The organism is Xenorhabdus taiwanensis (genome assembly GCF_036512875.1).
Classification (GTDB): Bacteria; Pseudomonadota; Gammaproteobacteria; order Enterobacterales; family Enterobacteriaceae; genus Xenorhabdus; species Xenorhabdus taiwanensis.
Window position 1 is genome coordinate 1162277 of sequence record NZ_AP028978.1, and the last position, 25700, is coordinate 1187976.

23 protein-coding genes are annotated in these 25700 nt (G+C 42.2%); 12 read left to right on the forward strand and 11 right to left on the reverse strand.

The genetic code is table 11. The annotated features are described in order from the left end of the window. Positions 1-26 precede the first annotated feature (26 nt). Complete coding sequence (locus tag ACE1SE_RS05265) at positions 27-1010, forward strand: FAD:protein FMN transferase (protein WP_374053597.1); 984 nt, start codon at positions 27-29, stop codon at positions 1008-1010. 23 nt (positions 1011-1033) lie between these two features. Next, positions 1034-1258, forward strand: coding sequence for a (Na+)-NQR maturation NqrM (gene nqrM / locus ACE1SE_RS05270; RefSeq protein ID WP_273558925.1), 225 nt, complete (start codon positions 1034-1036; stop codon positions 1256-1258). Between the two features lie 94 nt (positions 1259-1352). Here nqrM and ACE1SE_RS05275 read toward each other — a convergent pair whose 3' ends face one another. Together ACE1SE_RS05275 and ACE1SE_RS05280 are read right to left on the reverse strand one after the other, a co-directional pair. Then, the gene (locus tag ACE1SE_RS05275; RefSeq protein ID WP_374052948.1) at positions 1353-1868 is read right to left on the reverse strand and encodes a sigma-70 family RNA polymerase sigma factor; all 516 of its coding nucleotides are present in this window, start codon (positions 1866-1868) and stop codon (positions 1353-1355) included. A 131-nt stretch (positions 1869-1999) separates the two neighbouring features. Next, positions 2000-4309, reverse strand: a complete 2310-nt coding sequence (locus ACE1SE_RS05280) for a TonB-dependent hemoglobin/transferrin/lactoferrin family receptor (protein ID WP_374052949.1) — start codon at positions 4307-4309, stop codon at positions 2000-2002. 209 nt (positions 4310-4518) lie between these two features. On the opposite strand from ACE1SE_RS05280, the gene ACE1SE_RS05285 reads away from it, so the two are divergent. Continuing rightward, on the forward strand, positions 4519-5013 hold the full coding sequence (locus ACE1SE_RS05285; protein ID WP_374052950.1) for a YtxH domain-containing protein: 495 nt from the start codon (positions 4519-4521) through the stop codon (positions 5011-5013). Between the two features lie 185 nt (positions 5014-5198). Continuing rightward, positions 5199-5639, forward strand: a complete 441-nt coding sequence (locus tag ACE1SE_RS05290; protein WP_374052951.1) for a GNAT family N-acetyltransferase — start codon at positions 5199-5201, stop codon at positions 5637-5639. Between the two features lie 138 nt (positions 5640-5777). Here ACE1SE_RS05290 and betA read toward each other — a convergent pair whose 3' ends face one another. The 3 genes from betA to betI are packed head-to-tail and all read right to left on the reverse strand — an operon-like array spanning position 5778 to position 9581. Beyond that, complete coding sequence (betA, locus tag ACE1SE_RS05295; protein ID WP_374052952.1) at positions 5778-7442, reverse strand: choline dehydrogenase; 1665 nt, start codon at positions 7440-7442, stop codon at positions 5778-5780. A 27-nt stretch (positions 7443-7469) separates the two neighbouring features. Next, entirely contained in the window at positions 7470-8948 is a 1479-nt protein-coding gene (betB, locus tag ACE1SE_RS05300) for a betaine-aldehyde dehydrogenase (RefSeq protein ID WP_374052953.1), read from the reverse strand. A 36-nt stretch (positions 8949-8984) separates the two neighbouring features. Beyond that, entirely contained in the window at positions 8985-9581 is a 597-nt protein-coding gene (gene betI, locus ACE1SE_RS05305) for a transcriptional regulator BetI (protein WP_374052954.1), read from the reverse strand. Positions 9582-9790: 209 nt separating this feature from the next. Here betI and ACE1SE_RS05310 point away from each other — a divergent pair, with 209 nt between their 5' ends. Then, positions 9791-11830: a choline transporter gene (locus tag ACE1SE_RS05310; RefSeq protein WP_374052955.1), complete on the forward strand. Its 2040-nt coding sequence runs from the start codon at positions 9791-9793 to the stop codon at positions 11828-11830. A 100-nt stretch (positions 11831-11930) separates the two neighbouring features. Here ACE1SE_RS05310 and ACE1SE_RS05315 read toward each other — a convergent pair whose 3' ends face one another. From ACE1SE_RS05315 to ACE1SE_RS05335, 5 genes are all read right to left on the reverse strand, one after another. Beyond that, positions 11931-12401: a MarR family transcriptional regulator gene (locus ACE1SE_RS05315; RefSeq protein WP_374052956.1), complete on the reverse strand. Its 471-nt coding sequence runs from the start codon at positions 12399-12401 to the stop codon at positions 11931-11933. A gap of 136 nt (positions 12402-12537) precedes the next feature. Further along, entirely contained in the window at positions 12538-12927 is a 390-nt protein-coding gene (locus ACE1SE_RS05320) for a nuclear transport factor 2 family protein (RefSeq protein ID WP_374052957.1), read from the reverse strand. Between the two features lie 9 nt (positions 12928-12936). Continuing rightward, a complete protein-coding gene (locus tag ACE1SE_RS05325) occupies positions 12937-13260 on the reverse strand; it encodes a hypothetical protein (protein ID WP_374052958.1) in 324 nt (107 codons plus the stop codon). A 209-nt stretch (positions 13261-13469) separates the two neighbouring features. Continuing rightward, entirely contained in the window at positions 13470-15731 is a 2262-nt protein-coding gene (locus ACE1SE_RS05330; protein ID WP_374052959.1) for an ATP-binding cassette domain-containing protein, read from the reverse strand. Positions 15732-15736: 5 nt separating this feature from the next. Further along, positions 15737-16975, reverse strand: a complete 1239-nt coding sequence (locus ACE1SE_RS05335; protein WP_374052960.1) for a multidrug effflux MFS transporter — start codon at positions 16973-16975, stop codon at positions 15737-15739. Positions 16976-17430: 455 nt separating this feature from the next. On the opposite strand from ACE1SE_RS05335, the gene dinB reads away from it, so the two are divergent. Next, positions 17431-18486, forward strand: coding sequence for a DNA polymerase IV (dinB, locus tag ACE1SE_RS05340; RefSeq protein WP_374052961.1), 1056 nt, complete (start codon positions 17431-17433; stop codon positions 18484-18486). Positions 18487-18546: 60 nt separating this feature from the next. On the opposite strand, the gene pepD is transcribed toward dinB, so the two are convergent. Then, positions 18547-20007, reverse strand: a complete 1461-nt coding sequence (gene pepD, locus ACE1SE_RS05345; RefSeq protein WP_374052962.1) for a beta-Ala-His dipeptidase — start codon at positions 20005-20007, stop codon at positions 18547-18549. Between the two features lie 260 nt (positions 20008-20267). On the opposite strand from pepD, the gene gpt reads away from it, so the two are divergent. The 6 genes from gpt (at position 20268) to aroL (ending at position 25677) form a co-directional block, all read left to right on the forward strand. Beyond that, a complete protein-coding gene (gpt, locus tag ACE1SE_RS05350; protein WP_374052963.1) occupies positions 20268-20729 on the forward strand; it encodes a xanthine phosphoribosyltransferase in 462 nt (153 codons plus the stop codon). A gap of 15 nt (positions 20730-20744) precedes the next feature. Then, positions 20745-21992 (forward strand): esterase FrsA, encoded by a 1248-nt coding sequence (frsA, locus tag ACE1SE_RS05355; protein WP_374052964.1) that lies wholly within the window; start codon positions 20745-20747, stop codon positions 21990-21992. A 71-nt stretch (positions 21993-22063) separates the two neighbouring features. Continuing rightward, positions 22064-22465, forward strand: a complete 402-nt coding sequence (crl, locus tag ACE1SE_RS05360) for a sigma factor-binding protein Crl (RefSeq protein ID WP_374052965.1) — start codon at positions 22064-22066, stop codon at positions 22463-22465. A gap of 129 nt (positions 22466-22594) precedes the next feature. After that, positions 22595-23698, forward strand: a complete 1104-nt coding sequence (gene proB / locus ACE1SE_RS05365; RefSeq protein ID WP_445082116.1) for a glutamate 5-kinase — start codon at positions 22595-22597, stop codon at positions 23696-23698. Between the two features lie 29 nt (positions 23699-23727). After that, positions 23728-24981 carry a glutamate-5-semialdehyde dehydrogenase gene (proA, locus tag ACE1SE_RS05370; RefSeq protein WP_374052967.1) on the forward strand — a complete coding sequence of 418 codons (1254 nt, stop codon included), beginning with the start codon at positions 23728-23730 and terminating at the stop codon, positions 24979-24981. A gap of 165 nt (positions 24982-25146) precedes the next feature. Beyond that, on the forward strand, positions 25147-25677 hold the full coding sequence (gene aroL / locus ACE1SE_RS05375) for a shikimate kinase AroL (protein ID WP_374052968.1): 531 nt from the start codon (positions 25147-25149) through the stop codon (positions 25675-25677). The last annotated feature ends 23 nt before the right edge of the window (positions 25678-25700 follow it).

Genomic DNA, 25700 nt, shown 5'->3' on the forward strand with positions numbered 1-25700 from the left:
TCAACTGGGGAGCTTTGCTGTTTGCAATGATGATGCTGGCGGCATGTGATGGTACTAAACAGCAAAATCTGGATGGGCAGACGATGGGGACTTATTACTCCGTTAAATATGTTGCTGATTCATCGACACCGGCTCCAGAAAACCTGCAAAAAGACATTGATCGTCTGTTGGAAGAAGTGAACGATCAGATGTCCACTTATCGGCCAAATTCTGAATTGAGTCGTTTTAATCAAAGCCGTGAAGTGAATAAACCATTTCCGGTATCTGCCGCTACAGCGAAAGTTGTCAAAGAAGCTATTCGAGTTAATAAACTGACAGAAGGTGCACTGGATGTGACAGTTGGCCCGCTGGTAAATCTGTGGGGATTTGGGCCAGAAGGACGCATTACCAAGGCGCCGACGGATGAAGAATTAGATATGCGCCGTGCCTGGACGGGGATCGATAACTTGTCTGTTGAAGGCAATAATTTGCTTAAATCCATCCCAGAGTTGTATGTTGACCTTTCTTCCATCGCCAAAGGTTATGGTGTTGATGTTGTTGCTGAATATCTGGAATCCCATCACATCAACAATTACATGGTTGATATTGGCGGTGAAGTTCGCACATCAGGCAACAATGGCAAAGGAAATTCATGGCGGATAGCGATTGAAAAACCATCGGATAGTGGCATGGCACAGAGCGCTCAGGAGATCATTGAACCGGGCAATATGTCTGTGGCAACCTCAGGTGATTACCGCAACTATTTTGAACAGAATGGCGTGCGTTATTCTCACACCATTAATCCGCAAACTGGCAGGCCGATAACGCATAATTTGGTTTCAATTACCGTGATAGCACCGACCTGTATGAGCGCTGATGGCTTTTCTACAGGTTTAGATGTATTAGGGCCAGAGAAGGGCATGGAAGTGGCTGAGAAGCTGAATATTCCGGTCTTTATGATTGTTAAAACCAAAGACGGTTTTGAAGAGCGTTATAATACCGCCTTTAAGGCATATTTACAGAAGAAATAAGAAATAAGAAAGGGGGAAAGGTGATGGAAATCTTCATTGCCACTTTTATCTTTTTCTTGCTGGCTTTTGCTGGCATGGCGCTAGGCTATATTTTTAAGCGCAAAAGCATTCAGGGAAGCTGTGGTGGTTTGGGGAGCATTGGCGTAGAAAAAGTGTGTGATTGTCCTGAACCTTGCGATGCCCGTAAAAAACGCATGGCGAGGGAAACTGCCCGTCAAGCACAGTTGGAGAAGAATCGCATTCTTTAATATTTTTTACCGTCAAACAACTTTGTTGTTAGAACAAATGCCCTGCTGCCAGAGAAACAGCGGGGTTTTTTGTTGTTTGTTCAGGAGTGGCTGTTCAATGTGTATTAAAAAGGTGGCATTCCTTGTGGGCTTGCTGCAAATAATTTTTCACTGAACTTATTGAGATACCCAAATTTTCCGCAACTTCTTTATAACGCAGGCCCTGGAGTTGAATGAGCAGAAATGTTTGTCGGACTTTTACCGGAAGTTCATCCAGTGTTTCGTCTATCTTTTCTAACTGTTCTAACAGCATAAGTTGATTTTCAGAAGAATTTGCTGCGATTTTAGGCTGTTCACTGACATATTCCAGATAATCATCTTCCAGTTTTTTTCTGCGCCAGTAATTGGAGAGCGTTCTGCGCGTTATTGTCATTAAAAAAGCTCTTGGCTGGCGGATATTTTCCAGATCCGAAGATTGCATCAGTTTGATGAAAACCTCATGAACGAGATCTTCAGCCTGATTGGGATAAGCACTGTTTTGTCTGATCCAGTTGCATAACCAGTGATGGTAATCGGCGTAGAGTTTCTGGGTAATTTGATTGTGTCCAAGTGTGCTTTTTTGCACAGCCATAATGATATTGCCTGATAGGATATAACTGATAATAGTTATTATTTGTATTTGATGGGCGGAAGTCAATGCAGCGTTTGGAAACCTAACCCTCTTTAGGTCAGAGGGTTAGGTTTTGGAGGGTTAAGTATCAGTTAGAATTGCTGTGAAATGCTGAATTTATAATTCCGGCCAATACCTGAAACTGCTTCCCCTAAGTACGGAGAATAATCACGGTTGAACAGGTTATCGATAGTGACCCGTGCTTCAAATCCTTTGATAAAAGAAGGGCGCCAGCTTGCAAACAGACCGTGCAAGGCATAACCACTGCTCTTTGGTAGTGACCAATAGTCTGCCTGTGGATCTCTATCTGTAGGTGATCTGTCTTGTTTGCGGATAAAATCTCCTTTCCATCCCATTACCATCTGCCATTGTGGTATTTTTAACCCTAACATAGCATGGGCAGAAGTTGGCGGTATTTCCCCAATCCAAGTTTTATGTCCTATCCACGGAGTACGCGGAGAAGTATCACGTTGGCCACGCATAGTCGAGAACGAGAGTTTTCCGAATAGTGTGCGGCTGTCGTAGAAGGTTTCTATTTCTAATCCTTCAATAGTATACCCCGGTAAATTGCGGTAATTTCCCAATGATGTTCTACATGAATTGGTTGTTCCACTATCAAGTTGGGCTTTACAGTAAATACCACGTCTTTTGAAGATTTCATCTTTACCACGGTTGCGGAATAAGGTGGTACGGATTTGTAGGCTATCATCTTCAAGTATCAAGTTATCGAAATCGAGAATTGCACCGAGGCGTATTCCTGCCATTCTTTCAACGGCAAGACCGCGGCTGGAGCCTCTAAGGTTACTCCTGTTCCCTTGTACTTCATATTGTTCATCGACTAATGGTGCACGCCACGTACGGCTGACATCAGCAAACAATGAAAGGTTTTTATTGGTTTGCCACAGAATGCCCAAATGGGGTGACCAGCCAGTATAGGTTACACTGTTATAGTCATGATTGATTTCTGGCGATTTATCGTTATATATGGGGGCGTTATTTTCTCTACCCCTATTTTGAACATGATCATAGCGAACACCCGGTGTGACGGTGACGTTGCCTATTTTCAGGGAATCTTGAATATAGAAACTGTAAGCTAATTGATCGCCAGCAGGCATATAGCCTGGCTGATAATAACCGTAATTATAGTCTTTATCCTTGATTTTTCCTTTATTGAACATCAGTACATTGCGTTCGTTTTTATGCCAACGGGTTCCCACCAGTAATTCGTGTTTAATCATACCTGTTGAGAATACGCTTTTGTTGTTGATATCAACCAGATTATCGGTGTAATCAACCCAGCTTTTATTACCCATTGATGCACTGAAATAAATGGAAGCATTTTCTGGGCGGTTATCATCTTGTTTGGTTTTGGAATATGCATAGAGCATGGTCAGGTTTAGCCATGGATTATTTTCTGGTGCGATATTCCATTTGGCCGTGTAGTTCTGATCGATTTGATCACGAAAAACCAATTTTCTTTTCCAGGCGCCATCCCAGCCGTATTCGTTGACGTCACTGGCTGATGGGACGTCTATCTTATTTCGTTTGGCCGCCCAAGGTTGCCAGCCATCCGATTCAGATCGCATGGCAGACAAGCTTACTGTATGAGCGTCACTGGGATAAAAGTTGGTTTTCAATAAATAAGATGTTTGGTTGTTTTGTGAAAACTCAAAACGTGTACCATCAGGGCGTTTAATATTGTGCCCATCTCGCTTGCTCACATAGAGCAATCCATCAGCAAAACCGTTGGGATCTCTGCCGTATATGGCACCACTATTGATCCACTGCCTGTCATTCGTGTGGTAGCTTTGTTTGACAAAAGCTCCCCAGTCTTCATCAGGGCGCAATAAATCGTTCGCATCTTTTGTCACAAGTTTGACCGAACCACCAAATCCACCATTACCGTTGAGTAAATTGTGTGGCCCTTTATCAACTTCTACACGTTTGATTAACTCAGGCTCAATAAAAACGGAACCCTGACGATATTTTTCAAACCCTTTTGGCGCATCGTCCAGTGTGATTTTGATATCTTCTTGGTCGCCCATGCCCCAGATATTCAGCGTTTGCCCGCCGGGACGCGGAGAGCCAGACATTAAAACACCAGGAAGCTGGTCAAGTAACTGAGCAATATTATCGGCCTGGGTTCGGTCAATATCCGCCTTTTTGAGTACTGAACTTCCTGCACTGGTGCTATTGTGTAAGCTCTCAACAACAGAAAGTGTGGGTAATTTTATCACCTCATTTTTCTTTTCAGATTTTTGCTCTTTGGGATCTTCGGTTGCGTAAACCGCACTGGAGAATGCCGTTCCCAATATCAATGCCCCTGAAAATGTACCTGTTAAAATTTTATGAATTATGGTAGCGATTGGGCGTTTTTCTAATTTTTGACTATTATTTGCCATAAATTCCCTGGAATATGATCGAGTGAAATATTATTCAATGTAATAAGTCACCTGAGAAATCAAAAAAGGTAAATAAAAATGAGAATTATTTTTGTTTACCTGTGGGTTTTAGCAAGCATACCATACGATGATGAGGCTTATCCCATGGATGGTGAGATTTTTGGCATTGAAATTTAAATTCAATTTCATTAAGTACAAGGGGTTAGTCAATGAAGAAAAAGATTCTCGGTACTCTGATCTTGGCCGCTATTGTAGCTTTGCTCGCTGGCTGTGATGACGCATCTAAAAAAGCGGAGGAGCCGATCCAGCAAGCTGAAGAAAGCGCAGCACAAAAGACAACTGATGCTGAAAAAACGGCCACGGGTATAATGGATAATGCAAAAGAAAGCGCACAGGAGATAAAGAAAAACGCTTCACGCGAAGGCCATAGTCTGATTGATAAATCTGCTGAACAAATGAAATCCAAGGTAACGGATATACAGAGTCAAGCGACTAAAACAGCGAGTGATGTAATGGAGGCGATGAAAGCGAAAACAGATGATATCCAGCATCAGGCTAATGATAAACTCGATCAGCTTTCAGATACCATGAAGTTGAAGACGGAAGAAATAAAGTCTGAGGCTGATAAAAAGGCGGATGACTTAATCAATCATCTTAAAGGCCATGATGTTAAAGGTGACAGTGATAAAAAAGAGGAAAATTAATTTATCTTCTTACTTCAAGATATTAGTAGTATAAATTAGATTGCATCATAAGGGTGATCTGGCAATGGTCACCCTTATTATTCACAATCTAAACAAAGGATTGATTTCTTATTCTGGATTGACTTACTTATCTATTTAAAAGTAGTTTAGGAACAGACTTTGTAAATTATAATCAGGATATAATAATGGAAATAAGGTATAGCACAGGAAGAAAGAATTCGGAATTAATTCAGCAAGCATTTGCCATTCGGAAACAAGTATTTACGGATGAACAGGGGTTTGATGCAGAGATTGATATTGATGAATATGATGATATGGCTTTGCATGTGGTGGTATTTGATGGTGAAAAGCCAATAGGCGTATTACGGGCAATTCCGAAAGATAATAACATGCTCAAAGTTGGGCGGGTTGCAGTCTTGAGACATTATCGCGGGCAGGGAGTAGGTCGTAAAGTCATGGAATTTATTGAAGATTATGGCAGAAAAAATAACATTGAGATGATCGTTCTATCTGCACAATGCCATGCTCAGCCATTTTATGAAAGCCTCGGTTATCAGACCCAAGGTGATATTTATTTGGAAGAAGGTGCAGAACATATCTTTATGACTTTGAATTTAATATCGTAACAAGATAATTATTACTATTCGTAATATAAATACGGGAAAGATGAGTGTTCAAATAATATTTCTTGAATATTTCAGTTTCCCGTATTAGTGATTTATGCAGTGTTTGTGTAAATAAATTGGTTGATTAACTGTTTTTATTCATTGCCGGACAGGAACATCATTGGCAACATAATATTTTGCCTGACTGCGGGGCAGAGGAGAATTTCCCCTGATTTTATCAGCAATTTTTTCGGCCATCATAATTGTCGTGGCATTTAAATTACCGGTAATAATTATTGGCATAATAGAGGCATCAATAACACGCAAATTTTCAATGCCATACACTCGTCCTTGACCATCCACAACCGCCATTTCATCTGTTCCCATTTTGCAACTGCATGATGGGTGAAATGCGGTTTCGGCATGTTCACGAATAAAGGCATCTAATTGCTCATCTGACTGATTTTCAACACCTGGGCTGATTTCACGTCCACAATATGGCGCCAGTGCAGGTTGCGCCATAATTTCCCGCGTAATGCGAATAGCAGCACGGAACTCCTGCCAATCTTGTTCTGTTGACATGTAGTTAAATAAAATACTGGGATGCTGACGAGGGTCTCGCGACTTAATTTTCACCCGACCACGGCTTGGGGAACGCATAGAGCCCACATGGGCCTGAAAACCATGTTGATTGATGGCATTACTGCCATTGTAATTAATAGCAACAGGCAGGAAATGAAATTGAATATTTGGCCAGGCAAATTTTTCATCGGTACGAATAAAGCCACCTGCTTCAAATTGATTGCTGGCACCAATACCTGTTCCTTTGAATAGCCATTCAGCACCAATTTGAGGTTGGTTATACCATTTCAATGCGGGATAGAGGGAAATGGGCTTGAGGCATTCATACTGCAAGTACATTTCAAGGTGATCTTGTAAGTTTTGTCCAACGCCAGGCAATACCTGCACCGCAGGAATACCAAGCTCGTTTAATACTTCTTCGGGGCCAATACCTGAACGTTGCAAAATCTGTGGAGATGCGATTGCACCGGCGCAGAGTAAAACTTCTTTACGCGCTTTTGCCCGGGTTAAAGTTGAGCTATTGCTTTGATAAAAATTGACACCAACGGCTGTCTTTCCTTCAAATACGAGGGTATCCGTTAACGCATGAGTCCTAATAGTGAGATTGGAGCGTGAACGTGCTTGATCCAGATAACCACGGGCTGTGCTGGATCGGCGTCCTTGAGGGGTAACGGTGCGATCCATTGGCCCAAAGCCTTCTTGCTGATAACCATTCAGATCGTCAGTACGTGGATAACCCGCCTGGACACCGGCTTCTACCATCGCGTGAAAGAGTTCATTGTTTCCTGTTTTGGGCGTTGTGACGCTGACAGGCCCGTTTGCACCATGATAGTCATTTTCGCCAATATCCCTTGACTCAGCTTTGCGAAAATAGGGAAGGCAATCAAGATAAGTCCAGTCTTCCAGACCAGATTGTGTTGCCCAATGATCAAAATCCAGTGCATTGCCACGGATGTAGCACATGCCATTGATGAGTGAAGATCCACCCAGCCCTTTACCGCGCCCGCATTCCATGCGTCGGTTATTCATATGGGGTTCGGGATCGGTTTCATAAGCCCAGTTATAACGGGTTCCCTGCAAGGGATATGCCAGCGCCGCTGGCATTTGAGTACGGAAGTCGAATCGGTAATCTGGCCCGCCTGCTTCCAGCAGCAGGACAGTGACGTTGGCATCTTCCGTTAAACGAGTTGCAAGCACGTTACCCGCTGAACCAGCACCGATAATAATGTAATCAAAAACCATTGTTATCTCCTCTGTTTCAGGCGTGGATTAAAATAGGGATTCAAAATTGCCTAATTCCACCTGTATTGATTTGGTTTGTGTGTAGTTTTGGAGTGTGACCAGCCCATTTTCCCGGCCAACACCAGAATGTTTATAGCCGCCGACAGGCATGGCTGCCGGAGATTCTCCCCAGGTATTGATCCAGCAGATCCCTGCTTCTAGCTGATGGATCACGCGATGTGCGCGGGAAAGATCTTTGGTGACTAACCCAGCACCCAGACCATAATGGGTATTATTGGCGCGGACAATGACTTCATCTTCCGTTTCATAAGTCAGGATAGACATCACGGGCCCAAAGATTTCTTCCTGTGTAATCAACATATCATCGGTACAGTCACTGAATACTGTTGGTGCAACAAATGCACCTTTCGCCAATTCATCCTCCATCAGACGCTCGCCACCACAAAGCAGGCGGGCACTGCTGTTTTTGCCGCTTTCGATATAGCGTAAAACAGATTCCATGTGTGGGAAGCTCACCAGAGGGCCAAAGTTAGTGTTGGGATCGAGAGGCGAACCAATGCGGATGCGTTTAACACGCTCAAGAATTTTTGTTTCAAATTGTGAGAGCAGTGCTCTGGGGACAAAGACCCGTGTACCGTTTGTACACACCTGACCTGAACTGAAAAAGTTTGCCATCATGGCAATATCAGCAGCACGATCCAAGTCGGCATCATCAAAAATGATCAGCGGGGATTTGCCACCTAGTTCCATCGTGACTTCTTTTAGGGTGGAAGCGGAAGCATTTGCCATAACCTTTTTGCCTGTCACGATACCGCCAGTAAAAGACATTTTGGCGATTTTAGGGTGAACAGTCAGATAATGTCCGACTTCATGGCCGGCTCCGGTCAAGACATTAAAGACACCATCAGGTAAACCAGCTTCGGTATAGATTTCAGCCAATTTCAAAGCGGTGAGGGAGGTGAATTCACTGGGTTTGAAGATCATGGCATTGCCGGCAGCTAGAGCTGGTGCTGATTTCCAGAGGGCAATTTGGATAGGGTAATTCCATGCACCGATGCCTGCTACGATCCCCAATGGTTCACGGCGTGTATACACAAAAGACGATTCACGTAATGGGATCTGTTGGCCTTCAAGGGCTGGAATTAAGCCAGCATAGTATTCTAGTACATCGGCACCCGTGACGATATCAACCTGTTGGGTTTCAGAAAGGGGTTTGCCGGTATCCAGTGTTTCCAATTCAGCCAGTTCATTATTGCGTTCACGCAAGATATGCACCGCTTTGTGTAAGATCCGTGAACGTTCCACCGCGGTCATGGCTGCCCAGATTTTCTGTCCTTTTTGGGCACTTTCAACTGCTAAATCAACATCTTGTTTTGTTGCAGATTGAAATTGAGCAATAACTTCGCCATTAGCTGGGTTAATTGCGTCAAAAATTGTATTATCAGGATTGGTGCTATCTACATAAGCACCGTGGATATAAAGTTTTTGTAAGCCAAAATGAGTCATAGATTCTCCTTAAGAGTCTATCTATTAGTTGATAAGTCAGGACTTATCAGATAATTCGAGTTTCTGTTCGATATAATCGATAGTAATTTTGAATGCCCCTGCGATATCAAAAGGCTTTCTGCTTAATGCACTTCGCAGCCAAATGCCGTCAATCAAGGCAGCGAGACCTTGTGCCGCCAGCCGTGCCTCTGCTTTTGGCATAGCACGTTTAAATTCAACACACAGGTTGGAATGTAAACGGCGCTCATTGACTTGTTGTAATCGATACAAATTTGGTTGATGCATGCTACTCGCCCAGAATGCCAGCCAGGTTTTCATTGCTGCGCTGTTGATCTGGCTGGGATCAAAATTCCCTTCGACAATGGCTTTCAACCTTTGCGTGGGCGTTGCGTTATCTAGCAAGCGTAATCGGCGTGCTACAGCCATTCTTAGCTGATGCAGTAGATAACGCATGGTCGCTTCCAATAGGCCGTTTTTGTCTTTGAAATAGTGGCTGATAATTCCGTTGGAAACTCCCGCTTTTCGGGCTATTTGTGCAATAGTTGCTTCCTGCATTCCAACTTCATTCACAACGATTAATGTTGCATCAATGAGTTGTTGTTTTCTTATCGACTGCATTCCAATTTTTGGCATGATTTTATGCTCAGAAAATCAAGTATTCGGACAGCATTAAACTTTTTTTTAATTGAATGTTCAATCAAAATTAAATATGTTTTATCACAATAATTTTACAACGAGGGAGTGGGTTTGTTTTAGATATCTTAAATTTTATATTTAATTCAAAATGTTATATGGATTATGCTTTTCATCTGTTTTAATGCTATTAATTTCAGGAACTGCCTATGAATACACAAGACAGTCCAAAAAACACCCAGAAGGATACCTTGAATTCTGTCGTTTTTTTCACCTCTGCCGGACTGATTATTGCATTTTCTCTGTTCACGATTTTCTTCACAGAGGCAACCAGTGTTTGGATAAAAAACACACTTAATTGGGTGTCTAAAACTTTTGGTTGGTACTATTTATTGGCCGCAACACTTTACATTGTGTTTGTGGTTTTTGTTGCAGCCTCCCGTTTTGGTTCAATCAAATTGGGACCGGAGCAATCCAAGCCGGAATTCAGTTTGCTGAGTTGGGCGGCAATGCTGTTTGCCGCTGGGATCGGCATTGATTTGATGTTTTTCTCGGTGGCTGAACCTGTTACGCAATATATGCGACCACCAACGGGTCAGGGGGAAACCATTGAAGCAGCTCGTCAGGCGATGGTGTGGACACTGTTCCATTATGGCCTGACGGGCTGGTCTATGTACGCCTTGATGGGAATTGCACTGGGATATTTTAGTTATCGTTATAATTTGCCCTTGACTATCCGCTCGGCACTTTATCCTATTTTCGGTGACCGCATTAAAGGATTTATCGGTCATACGGTGGATATTGCAGCCGTAATAGGAACCATTTTTGGTATTGCAACGACGCTGGGAATTGGGGTTGTGCAGTTGAATTATGGCCTGAAAGTACTTTTCGGATTACCGCAAGGATTGGGGGTGCAGGGAGGATTGATATTATTATCTGTAGTGATAGCCATTATCTCTGTAACTTCTGGAGTAAACAAAGGCATTCGATTTTTGTCTGAATTGAATGTCCTGCTGGCTCTTGGCTTGGTTTTGTTCATTTTGTTTATGGGCGATACCGAATTCCTGCTTAACGGATTAGTGCAGAACGTCGGGGATTATATCAGCCGTTTTATGAGCATGACGCTGAACAGTTTTGCATTTGAACGCCCAACTGAATGGATGAATAACTGGACTCTGTTTTTCTGGGCATGGTGGGTGGCCTGGTCGCCGTTTGTAGGGCTGTTCCTGGCGCGCATTTCCCGTGGCAGAACTATTCGCCAGTTTGTTATGGGAACATTAGTCATTCCATTTGTTTTTACACTGCTGTGGCTATCGATTTTTGGTAACAGTGCGCTGTATGAAATTCTGCATGGTAATCGTCAACTGGCGGAGACCGTGCTACAACACCCAGAACAAGGTTTTTATCGTTTGCTGGCACTTTATCCGGCATTCACATTCAGTGCTTCTGTGGCTACCATTACCGGATTACTGTTTTATGTCACATCGGCGGATTCTGGCTCGTTAGTGTTAGGGAATTTCACCTCTAATCTGAGTGATATTAATAATGATGCACCGAATTGGTTGCGTGTCTTTTGGTCGGTGGCAATCGGTGTATTAACGTTGGGTATACTTATGACGGATGGTATTCCTGCTTTGCAAAATACCACGGTCATTATGGGGCTGCCTTTTAGTTTTGTGATCTTCTTTGTAATGGCGGGGCTATATAAGTCTTTGCGGGTAGAAGATTTCCGTAAAGCCAGCTCACTGCAAAATACCTCTCCTACTCTTATGCATGATAATGGCTCATTGAACTGGAAGCAGCGTTTGAGCCGTATGATGCATTTTCCTGGTACGAAAAATACTCAGCGAATGTTGGATATGGTGTGTCGTCCGGCTATGCTGGAAGTGGCTAAAGAGTTGGTGGTGCGTGGTGCGAAGGTTCAGTTTAATGCGCTACCAGCCAAAGGAAATAAACGACTGAGCCCATTAGAATTGATTGTTGATTTAGGTGATGAACAGAATTTTATCTATCAAATCTGGCCACAACGTTATTCTGTGCCCGGATTTACCTATCGAGCGAGATCGGGAAAATCTTACTATTACCGATTAGAAACTTTTCTTATGGAAGGAACGCAGGGCAATGATTTGATGGATTATACGAAAGAGCAAATCATTAGCGATATTCTTGATCACTACGAAAAACATCTGAATTTTATTCACTTAAACCGTGAAGCACCGGGGCAGACATTGATTTTTCCTAGTGGGTAATCAACAAACATATGAAAAAAACGTCGCTTTCGTAAAGTGATTCAGCCGATATCACGTTTCAAGCCAGTTTCTGTGAAACGTGATTTTCTCTTCTTAATGTTCAATCCTCATCACGAATGGGGGTTTGTGCATATAAAAGATCTGCGGCACGATGGCAAAGTTCTGTAAATAGGGCGATTTCCCCCTGGGACATATTAGACGCCACAATATCAGCCATGTTATGTCTGCTGGATTCGGCTCGCTGCAAAAACTTTAGCCCTTTTGGGCTCAATTTGGTGACCAGCTCGCGTTTATCGTTTTCTCCAGCCTCTTGTTTAATAAGCTCTTTATCTTTTAGCAATCGCAGAGTCTTAGATATTTTAGAGCGAGTAAAACCGAGCTTTTCGCCAATCACAGTAGGATTCATCGGCTGGTATTGTCGAAGTAAATGTAAAATATCATATTGCGCCCATGAAATACCCTCAGGATTTGTAATGGTTCTTCTCGCAACAAGAACGCACTGTAGCCTACTCAATGCATCTTCAAAAGGTGTTACGGTAGTATCATAAATATCTTGATTATCTGTTTTCATGTGGACTCTTTATAACCTGAATGTTGAATAAGAAACCGAGTTAATCGCCTGTCCCAATAAAATTTTATAACGAAAAATGATTTTTATGGGGCAGGCTCGTAAATATCCACTTATTTACGATTATGAACAGTCAAAATCAAGAGAAAATGGCTGCTCGATTAAGAACGTCCTCATAGTCATTCAATTCTTTAATCTTACCATTGTTCAATTTAAACACATTAACATATGAGCAATAGAAATTTTTCTTATGTGGCAACGTTTTACCATTCAAGCGATATTCAACGATAAAAATATCAGGGTTATTTGTAGGGTATAGTTCTACATCCTGAACAGAAGTAAAAATCAGAGGTGCCTGACCAAAACTTGCTGAATAATGCTCAAGTATCTGTGACTGGCTCTCAATGGTATCGCGACTGGTACGAAATGGTAACCTCAGGATACCATCGTCACAAAATAGAGCCGCAAGTTTTGTTGGAGATTTTGCCAAAACGGCTTCTATATATTTATCGAACACAGTTTTAAACATCGTTTCTCCTTAGTGTTTTACAGGTTGCTTACTTTCAGGTTTATATGAAGGTATGCTTGATTTTTTCATAAAATAAGAAATTAATTTTGAGAAAGTTTTGGCATTAATATCTGGAAAATCGAGACCCAAGGCGTTAATGGCCTCGCGTGTGCTTTGGTTGTTATAGGTACTATTACCAATATTTAAAGCATTCTCTTTAAAAAGGTGAATCAATGAACCCAACGCCACGTCATTACCATTGACAACCATGTGTTCGAGTTTTTTTAACCATGCTGATTCAGGAACCGTTGTGATGTCATGTCCTGTTTGTTTGATAGCCAGATACAGTTTCATAACGAATCCTTTTTAACTATTGATGCATTTCCTATTTATAATTGGATGATTAATAATTCTATAGGATGTGAAGGTGAATTTTTTAAAAATCAATGTATTAAAATAAATAAATCGTGAATCTTTGTTGGGATAATCTATGTAACATGCTGAAGAATATACTTGTTTGTCCCGCTTAACTGATTGGCACTTTATTTTTTTGTTGGCTTTATTTAGCGACAATGTTGACGTAAATAATCCGCGGTCAATGAATTACCCTCTTCAAACATCGCCTGTGGTGTGCCACTGAACATCACCTGACCACCCTCAGTCCCTGCGCCTTCACCTAAATCAATAATCCAATCCGCTTCTGCAATAACTTCTATATTGTGTTCGATGATCAAAACAGAGTTTCCCTGTTCGACAAGGCGGCGAAATAACGTAATAAGCACAGCCACATCAGAAGGATGAAGCCCGGTCGTTGGTTCATCAAAGATATACACGTCACCTTTATTGTTAAGGTAAGATGCGAGTTTCAGTCTTTGACATTCTCCCCCAGACAGGTGATCAAGTGATTCACCGAGACGCATGTAACCCAATCCAACATCCTGAATGCGCATTAATGTTGGGTGAATTTGATTGTCTCCCTCAAAAAAATTTGTTGCCTGAGTAATACTCAGATTCATGAGATCAACAATCGTTTTTCCTTTGTATTTATAATTTAAAGTTTTTTTATTGAATTTTTGCCCCTGACAAGCTTCGCAAGGCAAGGATATCGAATCCATAAAAGCCAAATCGGTTTCAATCACGCCTAATCCTTTGCATTCCGGACATCCGCCCTTAGCATTTGGGGAAAACCACGATTTATCCACGTGATTAGACTGCGCAAAGCGCTCCCGGATGTGATCAAAAATACCGCTCCACGATGCAATATGCGAGCGTTTCGAGGTATGAATAGGTTTTTGGTCAATAACAACAGCATTTGTACATTGAGGAACAACTTCTCCCATAATTAAGGAGCTTTTTCCGGAGCCTGCTACGCCACTGACAGCAAGCATTATTCCCAGCGGAACCTCTATAGATATCTCTTTAAGATTATGTAGCGTTGCGTTCCTGACAGAGATATAACCAAGCGGTTTTTTAGGATTTCGATTAAGGCGGGTTGTTTGAGACAGATATTTTCCTGTTAATGTGTCAGAGGTACGTAACCCATTCAGATTGCCCTGATAAGTGATAGTTCCACCGTTATCACCTGCACAGGGGCCTAAATCAATGACATGATCTGCGATTTTAATGACATCTGGATCATGTTCGACCATCAAGATAGTGTTGCCCTTGTCACGTAATTGTTGAATCAGTGTATTAAGTTTTGCTATATCGGCTGGATGCAATCCGGTGCTGGGTTCATCAATAATATAAGTCATTCCGGTAAGACTACTGCCCAAGTGCCGCACCATTTTTAATCGTTGTGACTCTCCACCCGATAATGTTGTGGTTGAACGGTTAAGATTCAGATATCCCAGTCCGATAGAGCACATTGCTGCTAAACGTTCTTTTAAGGCATTAATTAGCGTAATCACTGAAGGATCAGCCAATGTAGTTATAAACTGGCTTAGCGCTATAATCGGCATATCGACACAATCACCGATACTTTTGCCCTGAATTAAGCATGACAGGATCTGTTTATTAAGTCTCTGTCCATGACAGACAGGACACTGTTGCATTGAAACAATATTCCGAAATTCTTCACTTTTGTACTCTTTGTTATCTTTTACAAGATAACTGCGAGTGAACCTAGGAATGAGTCCTTCAAATCGGGCAGATTTAGGCCAATCAGGGGATGGGTTGGTCGGCGCAATGTTATCCGCGTAAAGCAAAAGCTGGTGTTCTTCTGTCGAGTAATCGGTGATTTTCTTATTATTATCAAACAACCCCGAATGAACATATCGGCGCCACCGCCAGGTTCCTGGTGCAAATGAGGAATATGTGATTGCACCTTCATTCAGAGATTTGTCTTCATTCAGCAGTTTTTTTACATCTATCGTACTGGCAATGCCCAGCCCCTCACAATTGGGACACATACCTGATGGGTGGTTGAAAGAGAAAATGTTGGAATACCCGACAAAGGGTTTACCGATTCGGGAAAACAGAAGGCGCAACAAAGTGTAAATATCTGATGCTGTACCCACCGTCGAGCGGACATTTTCCCCAATCCGCTTTTGGTTAATGATAATTGCGGTGGTAAGGTTATTTATCTCATCGACGTCAGGCTGGCCATAGTACGGTAATCGATGTCGGATATAAGGAGGAAAAGTATCATTGAGTTGTCTTTGGGATTCTGCTGCAATTGTACCGAATACAAGAGAACTTTTACCTGAACCAGAAACACCGGTGAACACAGTGATGACATTCTTAGGAATACGTAAGTCAATACCTTTAAGGTTATTTTGCCTTGCACCACGAATTTCAATGGTGTTTTGTTCATGATTTCTCATTTCACTTATCTCCTTACACGCACTAACATCAGGGAAAAGAGAGTGATAATCCCACAGCCGATTAATACAATAGATATAGGAAACAGAGACACAGATTTGCCAAGACCAGTTAAAAATGCCGTTAAAGAAGCCGCGCCAAACTGAAGAGCACCGAGGACAGCAGAGCCAGCCCCTCTTACATCAGGAACTGCTGTTAATGCTAAACTAGCTGCATTGCCAAAAATAAATGCCATCGTAAACATAAGCATCATAAAAATTGCCGTCGTTAACTCAAGCTGATAGAGGCTGAGATAATTCACAACCAGTAGCAAACAAGCTAAGACGAAAGTGGTTACAACACCAATTATGACCAGCGTTTTGGCACCGAACCGCTCAACCCACCGGGCACTCAGTATGCTACTGAACATCATAATTCCGGCATTAATCGCAAATACAATGGAAAAAAATCCAGGACTGAATTTAAACATGGACTGGTATATAAAAGGTGATGCTGAAATATAGGCAAACAGTGCCCCGAAAGTGGAGGAGAATATTAAGGTATATCCCATATAGGTTCTATTTTTGAACAGTTTTAAAAATTGCTTAACCAGATTGTTCTTATTGCCACCAGATGCTGATTTACCCGGTAAACTTTCCGGTACATAAACGAACGTTAAGGTGGTAATTATCAGTGAAATAACCGCCATAAAGATAAATACAACCTGCCACGGGAAATAAGCAGCAATTCCTCCTATCAATGGAGCAACTATTGGTGCTGCACCTTGTATTGCCAGCATCAGATTGAAATAGTAAGCGGCTTTGTTACCGAAACTGAGGTCGGAAACAATGGCTCGTGTCAGAACAATACCTGATGCGCCACCAGCACCTTGAAAAAAGCGGCTAATGATTAACATCTCAATATTTGAGGATAATGAACAAGCAATTGATGCTACAGTTAGCAAAATCATGCCACCTAATAGCAGTTTTCTCCTGCCAATAGCATCCGACCAGGGACCAATGATTAATTGTCCAATGGCAAGACCCGCCATAAATGAAGTTAGACTTAATTGAATACCAGCCTGAGTCGTGATTAGTGCGTGTGACATGGCGGGGAACAAAGGAAGGTACATGTCGGTTGAAAGAGCGCCAATGGCACTCAACATTCCCAGAACCAGAACAAGTTTGAATCCCAGCTCACTCTTTTGGCTAGGTGAAATGGTTTGATCTAAGAAACTGTTATTTATTGTGTTTTCTGATTTTTTCACTGTCGTTCATCTCATATAATAAACATATTATTAAGACTATAACACTGCAAAAAATGATTTCAAAATAGAAATTATTTTCTTAAGATCGCTGACAGAATCTATTCAAAATTGAATCTTGGTTTACCTTTTTTGTTAGGTGGGATGATTTAATGTAAGTTTTTGTTAAATATTTTGTTTTTTGTTTTTAACTATCATTTATTTCATAATGTAAACATACTATAGAAGCTATAACATTGAAAATAATTGATTTCAAAATAGAAATTATTTATCTTAGGGTTGCTGACAAATTCCATTTAAGATACAAGACTGGTTTTTTCATAATGAATACAGTTATTCATTTGTATCCTATAAGAGTATCTGAGAAATCAACTTCTTGAAGTTCCTTTGAAAAATTAACTAGAGTTTTATGATCTCTTGCTGTATATTTATACAGTACTTTTGTGTGGGGAGATCAGATGCGCAAAATTATTCATATTGATATGGATTGTTTTTTTGCTGCCATTGAAATGCGGGACAATCCTGCACTTCGCGATATTCCTGTTGCAGTTGGCGGAAGTGCCTCTCGAAGAGGGGTCATTAGTACGGCAAATTATCCTGCCCGCCGCTTTGGGGTGCATAGTGCGATGTCCACTGCCATGGCATTAAGACTCTGCCCACAATTGAAAGTTATCCCTGGCAGAATGGCGCATTATGAAGAAGTATCTCAACATATCCGTCAAATTTTTTCCCGCTACACTGAGTTGATCGAACCTCTTTCTTTAGATGAAGCCTATCTGGATGTGACTGATTGCCGTTATTGTCACGGTTCTGCCACTTTGATTGCTCAAGAAATCCGTCAGGTCATTTTTGATGAATTGCAGTTAACTGCTTCCGCAGGCGTTGCACCCGTTAGGTTTTTAGCCAAAATTGCTTCTGATATCAATAAACCCAATGGGCAATATGTTATCTCTCCTGAACAAATAGATATTTTTGTTAACTCACTGCCATTACGCAAAATTCCTGGTGTCGGCAAAGTCACAGCCAAGCGTTTATCAGATATGGGATTGGAAACCTGTTCTGATGTGCAACGTTATGACAAGCTGGCACTAATAAAAAGTTTGGGTAAGTATGGGTTATCACTTTGGCAGCGCTGTCATGGTATTGATGAACGGCAGATTACGTCAGAACGTTTGCGTAAATCCGTTGGGGTAGAAAAAACCTTGGCGCAGGATATCCATGAATGGCATGAATGTGTGGAGCTGATTGAACAACTTTACCCTGAGCTGAAAAAACGGCTGGAAAAGGTAAAACCTGATCTCCGCATTGCCCGTCAAGGTATCAAATTAAAGTTTGATGATTTTCAATTGACGACACAGGAACATGTCTATCCTATGTTGGATAAACGCGATCTGATTCAAATAGCAAAACGTGCCTGGGAAACACGTAGGGAAGGGCGAGGGGTCAGGTTGGTTGGGCTGCATGTGACATTACAAGACCCACAACTGGAGCGTCAGCTTTTATTGGAATGGTAAGGGGTAAAAAACGCAATCTCCCCCACAAGCAGTGGCGGGGGAGAGGCCGTATAACTTCTATTATTCTTTAGCCGGAATAGCTTTTAGAATTGCAGTGAGTAGCTGCCAATATTGACCAACACTTTTGATGTGTACTTTCTCATCAGGGGAATGGGCACCCCGAATGGTTGGGCCGATAGAAACCATGTCCATAGCCGGATACGGTTTTTTGAACAGGCCACACTCTAATCCAGCGTGGATCACCATAATATTCGGCGTCTTATCGAAAAGTTGATGATAAGTTTCACGTACTAAATGCATGATTGGAGAATTGGCATCAGGCTGCCAGCCCGGATAGCTGCCACTTGCCACGGTTTCTGCGCCAGACAGTTTTGCCAGAGAATGCAGCATTTCAGTAACGTAAACCTTGCCACTTTCGATAAGTGAACGGATCAGGCAGATAACCTCGGCTTTCTCTTCGTCCATGGTTATAACGCCTACGTTCAGTGAAGATTCTACAACGCCTTTGGCAACATCACTCATACGAATAACACCATTCGGCATGCTATTGAGCATGGCTATGAAGCGAGTCTGGCAATCCGTTGTTAGCGCTTGTGATGATGCTTCGGTCTCATCTAACAAGAGAGTGAGATTATGTTCAACCACGGAGTATTCGTTCTTCAATGTCTCCTGATAGCTATCTTTTATTTGATAGAGTTTTTCAACTTTATCAGCAGGAACAGCAATCACAGTAGAACCTTCACGAGGAATGGCATTGCGCAGGGTTCCACCTTGCAGATGAATTAATTTCAGATCCAGCTCACTGGAATACGCAGCCAGAAAACGAGCCAGTAATTTGTTGGCGTTACCCAATCCAAGATGAATATCACCACCAGAGTGACCACCTTTTAATCCCTTAATAGTTAATTGCAAGGTTTTATAATTAGCTGGCAGTGCTTCACGGGATAGTCGTAAGGTTGTGAAAAAATCAATGCCGCCCGCACAACCCATGTAGATTTCACCTTCCTCTTCTGAATCGGTATTGATCAGAATATCAGCTTGCAGCCAGCCGGATTTTAAGCCGAATGCGCCATCCATACCTGCTTCTTCTGTCATGGTCAATAAAACTTCCAATGGACCGTGTTTAACGGATTCATCCGCCAAAACCGCCAGAGCGGAAGCCATACCAATACCGTTATCCGCGCCTAAAGTTGTACCATCAGCCGTAATCCAATCACCATCAATGTAAGGACGAATAGGATCTTTTGTGAAATCGTGTTGAGTATCGTTATTTTTCTGTGGAACCATATCAAGGTGTGCTTGAAGTACAACAGCCTTGCGATTTTCCATACCTTTTGAAGCTGGCTTTCTGATCAAAATATTACCCACTTCATCCCGCTCTACATGGAATCCTTTGTTTTTTGCCCACTCAATAATATGGGATGCGAGCGCTTCTTCATGATAAGAAGGATGAGGGATGGAACAGATCTGGGCAAAAATATCCCATAAGGGTTGTGGGGATAGCGTTGATAATTCGGACACGGCGAATCTCCTGTAACTGAATCTTAGTGAGATGAAAGTGGTCATGTTTGACACATCAGGGCGTTTTTGTCATCTGCATTGGCCTAACATCCATGCTATGCTTGAGAATATCATTTTATTGCCAGCAATGGGCAGTAAGAATGAGGGCTTACCTTGTTTTTACTGGTTTTTGTTGGTTCAAATCACTATAATCTCGCGCAACCTTTTTTCCGCAAAAAACACTTTTCTGAAATATTCTTTAGTTTCCAGGATCTAATTTTATGAGTGAAAAATATGTTGTAACGTGGGATATGTTGCAAATGCATGCCCGTCAATTGGCGCAACGTTTACTTCCCGTAGAACAGTGGAAAGGCATTATTGCCGTTAGCCGTGGTGGCCTTGTTCCGGGAGCGTTACTGGCGCGTGAATTGGGCATTCGCCATGTCGATACTGTCTGTGTTTCCAGCTATGATCACGATAATCAGCGTGAGTTGAAAGTATTGAAAAAAGCGGAAGGTGACGGTGAAGGGTTTATCGTTGTTGATGATTTGGTTGATACCGGAGGCACTGCTCAGGCAATCCGTGAAATGTATCCGAAAGCTCACTTTGTCACGATTTTTGCCAAACCTGCTGGTCGCCCTCTTGTAGATGATTATGTTATTGATATTCCCCAAAACACATGGATTGAGCAGCCGTGGGATATGGGCGTCGTGTTCGTTCCACCCGTTTGTGAGAAACAGTAAGATTTTTCTTTTGTCATGACGAAACAAAACCTGTCAGAAGCGCTGTTTAAGCCTCGGTTTAAACAGCGGGAAACCTCAACACTGGTTAAATATACTCGCCCACAATCTGTAACGACCAGTGATAGTATGCTTGGTGGGGAGCGCCGCGAGCGTTGGTATCGCATGATTAATTGGCTCGCTTGGATCTGGAGGGGAGTCAATCCACTGGAAATTCAAGATGTCCTCAGTCGGATTGCCGTGACAGATGCCGAGCGCAGTACTGAACATTTGTTGGATACTGTGGTCGGCTATCGTAAAGGAAACTGGGCATTTGAGTGGTCTCAGCAGGCAATGTACTGGCAACAGGAAGCATTGTGTACTGAAGATACGGAAAAAGCCGGAGCATGTTGGTTAAAGGCTGCAACGCTGTATAGTATTGCAGCTTATCCTCATCTACGTGGTGATGAACTGGCAGATCAGGCCATTGTGCTGGCTAATAAAGCCTATGAAAATGCAGCGCGTTTTTCTGACTATGAATTAAAAAAACTGGAATTCCAGTTGGAAGGGGGTAAAAGTGTTACTGGATTATTACACTTGCCTTCCCATGTACAAGGGCCTTATCCAACGATATTAGTTTGTGCCAGCCTTGATAATGTCCAGAGTGATTGCTGGCGGTTGTTTCGTGAACATTTCTCGCCTCTTGGTTTTGCCATGTTAACGCTGGATATACCTTCTGTTGGTTATTCCGCTAAATTTACTTTGACGCAGGATACCTGTGTACTTCATCAACAAGTTTTACAACAACTAAATAGCGTGCCGTGGATTGATCATACCCGTGTAGGTGTATTTGGTTTTCGTTTTGGGGCAAATATCGCTGTTCGGCTTGCCTATCTGGAGCCGAAACTTATTAAAGGCGTATCGGTAGTCGGCCCGATTGTGCATGAATTACTGCATGATGAAAAATTACAGCAGAAAATTCCGTCAATGTATATCGATGTCTTGGCCAATCGCTTAGGTATTTATCACGTTGATGAAAAAAGATTGCGTTCAGAATTGGCGTGTTATTCATTGAAGAATCAAGGGTTATTGGGCCGTCGTTGTCCTGTACCCATGTTTTCAGTGTATTGGGAAGATGATATTTTCAGCCCAAGAAAAGATTCGAAGCTGATTGCTATGTCCTCAATAGAGGGTTCATTGCGAGCTATTCCTGCGACATCAGTCTATAGTGGTTTCAATAAGGCACTACACGAAATACGTGTATGGTTGAAAGATAAAGTTTTATAAAACAAAATTTATCACTTGATATTTTTTAATCGTTTGATACAAAGGTGCTCTGTATATAAGGAGACCTTTGTATGATTTTATCTGCAAGTTATTCTAAAAATAGATTGTTAAAGCGTTTTTCTGCATTAGGGCCGTATGTACGTGAATTAAAGTGCCAAAACGGTTATTTTTTCTTTGACTGTTTAGCCGTTTGTGTCAGTGCCAAAGCGGCACCGGAAAAACGTGAATTTTGGGGATGGTGGTTAGAACTAGAAGAGCAAGAGCAAGGTTTTGTTTATCACTATCAGATAGGCTTGTTTGATAAACAGGGTGAATGGAATGTTATGAATATCAAAAAAAAGGCCGATCTTGAGCACCTCGAATCAACGCTACAGGCATTCCATAAACGTTTGGTTGATTCTTTTGAAACGCTCAAACTGACATTGATCCCATCTGAGAAGACTGTCACTCTGCAAACGCAAGTGATAGCGTGATTTTGTTTTTAACCCGCTTTTGCTAAATTTTGCGTTATGTCAGTTGGCATAACGCTTCTCTCCTGTTAAAACTGAACATCGTTTTTTAAATTAATTGTTTTTCAAATTAACTGTAATGGCAGAAATATGATGAATGGCAGCCAAACATTGGTTGTAAAACTGGGAACGAGTGTTTTGACCGGTGGCTCTCGTCGTTTGAATCGTGCCCATATTGTGGAACTGGTTCGTCAGTGTGCTCAACAGCATGAAAAAGGTCACCGCATTATTATTGTGACTTCTGGTGCGATTGCTGCTGGGCGTGAGCACTTAGGATACCCTGATCTTCCGGCAACTATTGCTTCAAAACAATTGCTGGCAGCCGTTGGGCAAAGTCGTCTGATCCAATTGTGGGAGCAGCTTTTTTCTATTTATGGTATTCATGTTGGGCAAATGCTCCTGACCCGCGCAGATTTGGAAGATCGTGAGCGTTTCCTGAATGCAAGAGATACCCTTCAGGCTTTGCTTGATAATCACATCGTTCCCGTTATTAATGAAAATGATGCCGTTGCGACAGCAGAAATTAAAGTGGGTGATAATGATAATCTTTCTGCACTGGCTGCTATTTTGGGCAGTGCGGATAAATTGTTGCTTCTGACAGATATAGCAGGGCTTTATACCGCAGATCCTCGTAGTAACCCTGATGCAAAATTGATCCCTGAAGTGCATGACATCAGTGATGAACTGAAAATGATGGCAGGGGACAGTGTATCGGGATTAGGAACAGGAGGAATGGCAACAAAACTTCAGGCGGCAGGCGTGGCTGGACGTGCTGGAATTGATGTCATTATTGCCGCGGGTAATAGGCCGGATGTTATTGCTGATGTTATTACAGGAAAACCAGTTGGAACACGCTTTCATGGCCTGACCAGCCCAATGGAAAACCGTAAGCGCTGGATTTTTGGGGCACCTCCGGCGGGGGAAATTATAGTCGATCATGGTGCAGAAGTGGCGATTGTTGGGAAAGGTAGCTCATTGCTGCCAAAAGGGATCAAAAACGTTAAAGGTGATTTTTCCCGCGGTGAAGTTATTTGCATCCGTAGCTTATCGGGTAAAGATTTGGCTCATGGTGTTTGCCGTTACAACAGTGATGCGTTACGTCTGATTGCAGGCCATCATTCACAACAAATTAGCCAGATATTAGGTTATGAATATGGCGCTGTTGCAGTTCACCGTGATGATTTGATCGTAATTTAATGAATTGATCGTGAGTTAAGGATTTCACCATGCTAGAGCAAATGGGAAAAGCAGCCAAGGCCGCATCGTGGCAGTTGGCGCAATTGAGTACCAGCCAGAAAAATCAAGCGTTGAATCACATTGCTGATTTGTTGGAGACGGAGATTGAAGTGATTCTTGCTGCTAACCAGCAAGATATGAAGCAAGCCCGCGAACAGGGAATGAGTGCAGCACTACTCGATCGGTTATTACTGACACCGGAACGGCTGAATACCATTGCTAATGATGTGCGTCAGGTCTGCCGTTTGGCTGATCCTGTAGGGCAAGTTATCGATGGGCAATTATTGGATAATGGGTTGCAATTGAGCCGTCGCCGAGTTCCGTTGGGCGTGATTGGCGTGATATATGAAGCCCGCCCCAATGTTACCATTGATGTGGCATCGTTATGTCTGAAAACGGGTAATGCAGTGATACTGCGTGGTGGTAAAGAGACTCACCATACAAATCAAGCGATGGTTAAAGTCATCCAGCAGGCATTGGAACAAAGTGGATTGCCGGCGGCTGCGGTTCAGGCTATCAGTAAACCTGATCGTGAATTGGTAGCTGCTTTGCTGAAAATGGATCGTTATGTCGATATGTTGATCCCTCGAGGCGGAGCAGGGTTACATAAATTGTGTCGGGAACAATCGACTATTCCCGTGATCACTGGCGGTATTGGTGTTTGTCATACATTTGTGGATGAAACCATCAATATTGAAAAAGCACTGGAAATCATTACTAATGCGAAAGTTCAGCGTCCAAGTGCCTGTAATTCACTGGAAACATTATTGGTGCATGAAAAAATAGCAGCCGATTTTCTGCCAGTTTTGAGTACCAAAATGAAAGATCAGGGCGTGACATTACACGCAAGCAAATCAGCAATGACATTGCTGAAAGATGGTCCTGCAACTGTTGTTGATGTGGCAGAAGAAGATTACTGTGATGAATGGTTATCTCTGGATATGAATGTGGAAATTGTCAGTGATATCGATCGCGCTATTGAGCACATTCGTACTTATGGCACCGCTCATTCCGATGCAATCCTGACGGAATCTTTGCAGCAAGCCGATTACTTTGTGCGTCATGTGGATTCAGCCGCAGTATATGTAAATGCCAGCACGCGTTTTACGGATGGCGGACAATTTGGTTTGGGGGCTGAAGTGGCTGTCAGTACTCAGAAATTACACTCCCGAGGCCCAATGGGACTTGATGCACTGACAACGTATAAGTGGATTGGTTATGGTGATTATTTGCCTCGTAGTTGACTATATCCTACTTTAATTAGATTTTATTAAACTATGTTGGTCACACTTAATTTTCAGTGTGACTTTTGGGTCCATCAAAAATACCTTTTTACACTAGTGTAAATATTTAGTTACTATACTTTATGTTTAGGCTTAATTTTATAGACTCTTCGGGAAAACAACGAAATGAAACAAACTCTATTCATCGTGGGTGCACGAGGTGCAGGGAAGACGACAATAGGTAAGTTGTTGTCTGAAGCGCTGTCGTATAAATTTATTGACACCGATGAAAGTATCCAGACTATGAGTAAAATGACGATAGCTGATCTTGTTGAACAATATGGCTGGGAACATTTCAGAAAATTAGAAAGCCAAACGTTGAAAGCAGTTAGCCAAAGTGAACGTGTCATTTCAACAGGTGGCGGAATGGTGTTGTCGCTTGAGAATCGCCAGTATATGCAACAAAATGGTATTGTGATTTATTTACAGACATCCGCAGAAGTTTTGAGTCAGCGCTTATCTCTCAATCCAGAAAATTCACAGCGTCCCAGTCTGACAGGAAAGTCCATTATAGAAGAAATGGAGGGAATATTGGTTGAAAGAGAGCCATTATACCAAGAGTGTGCCAATTTCATCGTTGATGCCAATCTCGCAACAGAAGATATCGTATCTCACGTTAAATCCTACATATTAAACCAGAAAAACAAACTAATTTGATATATCGACGGCGTTTAAGTTTA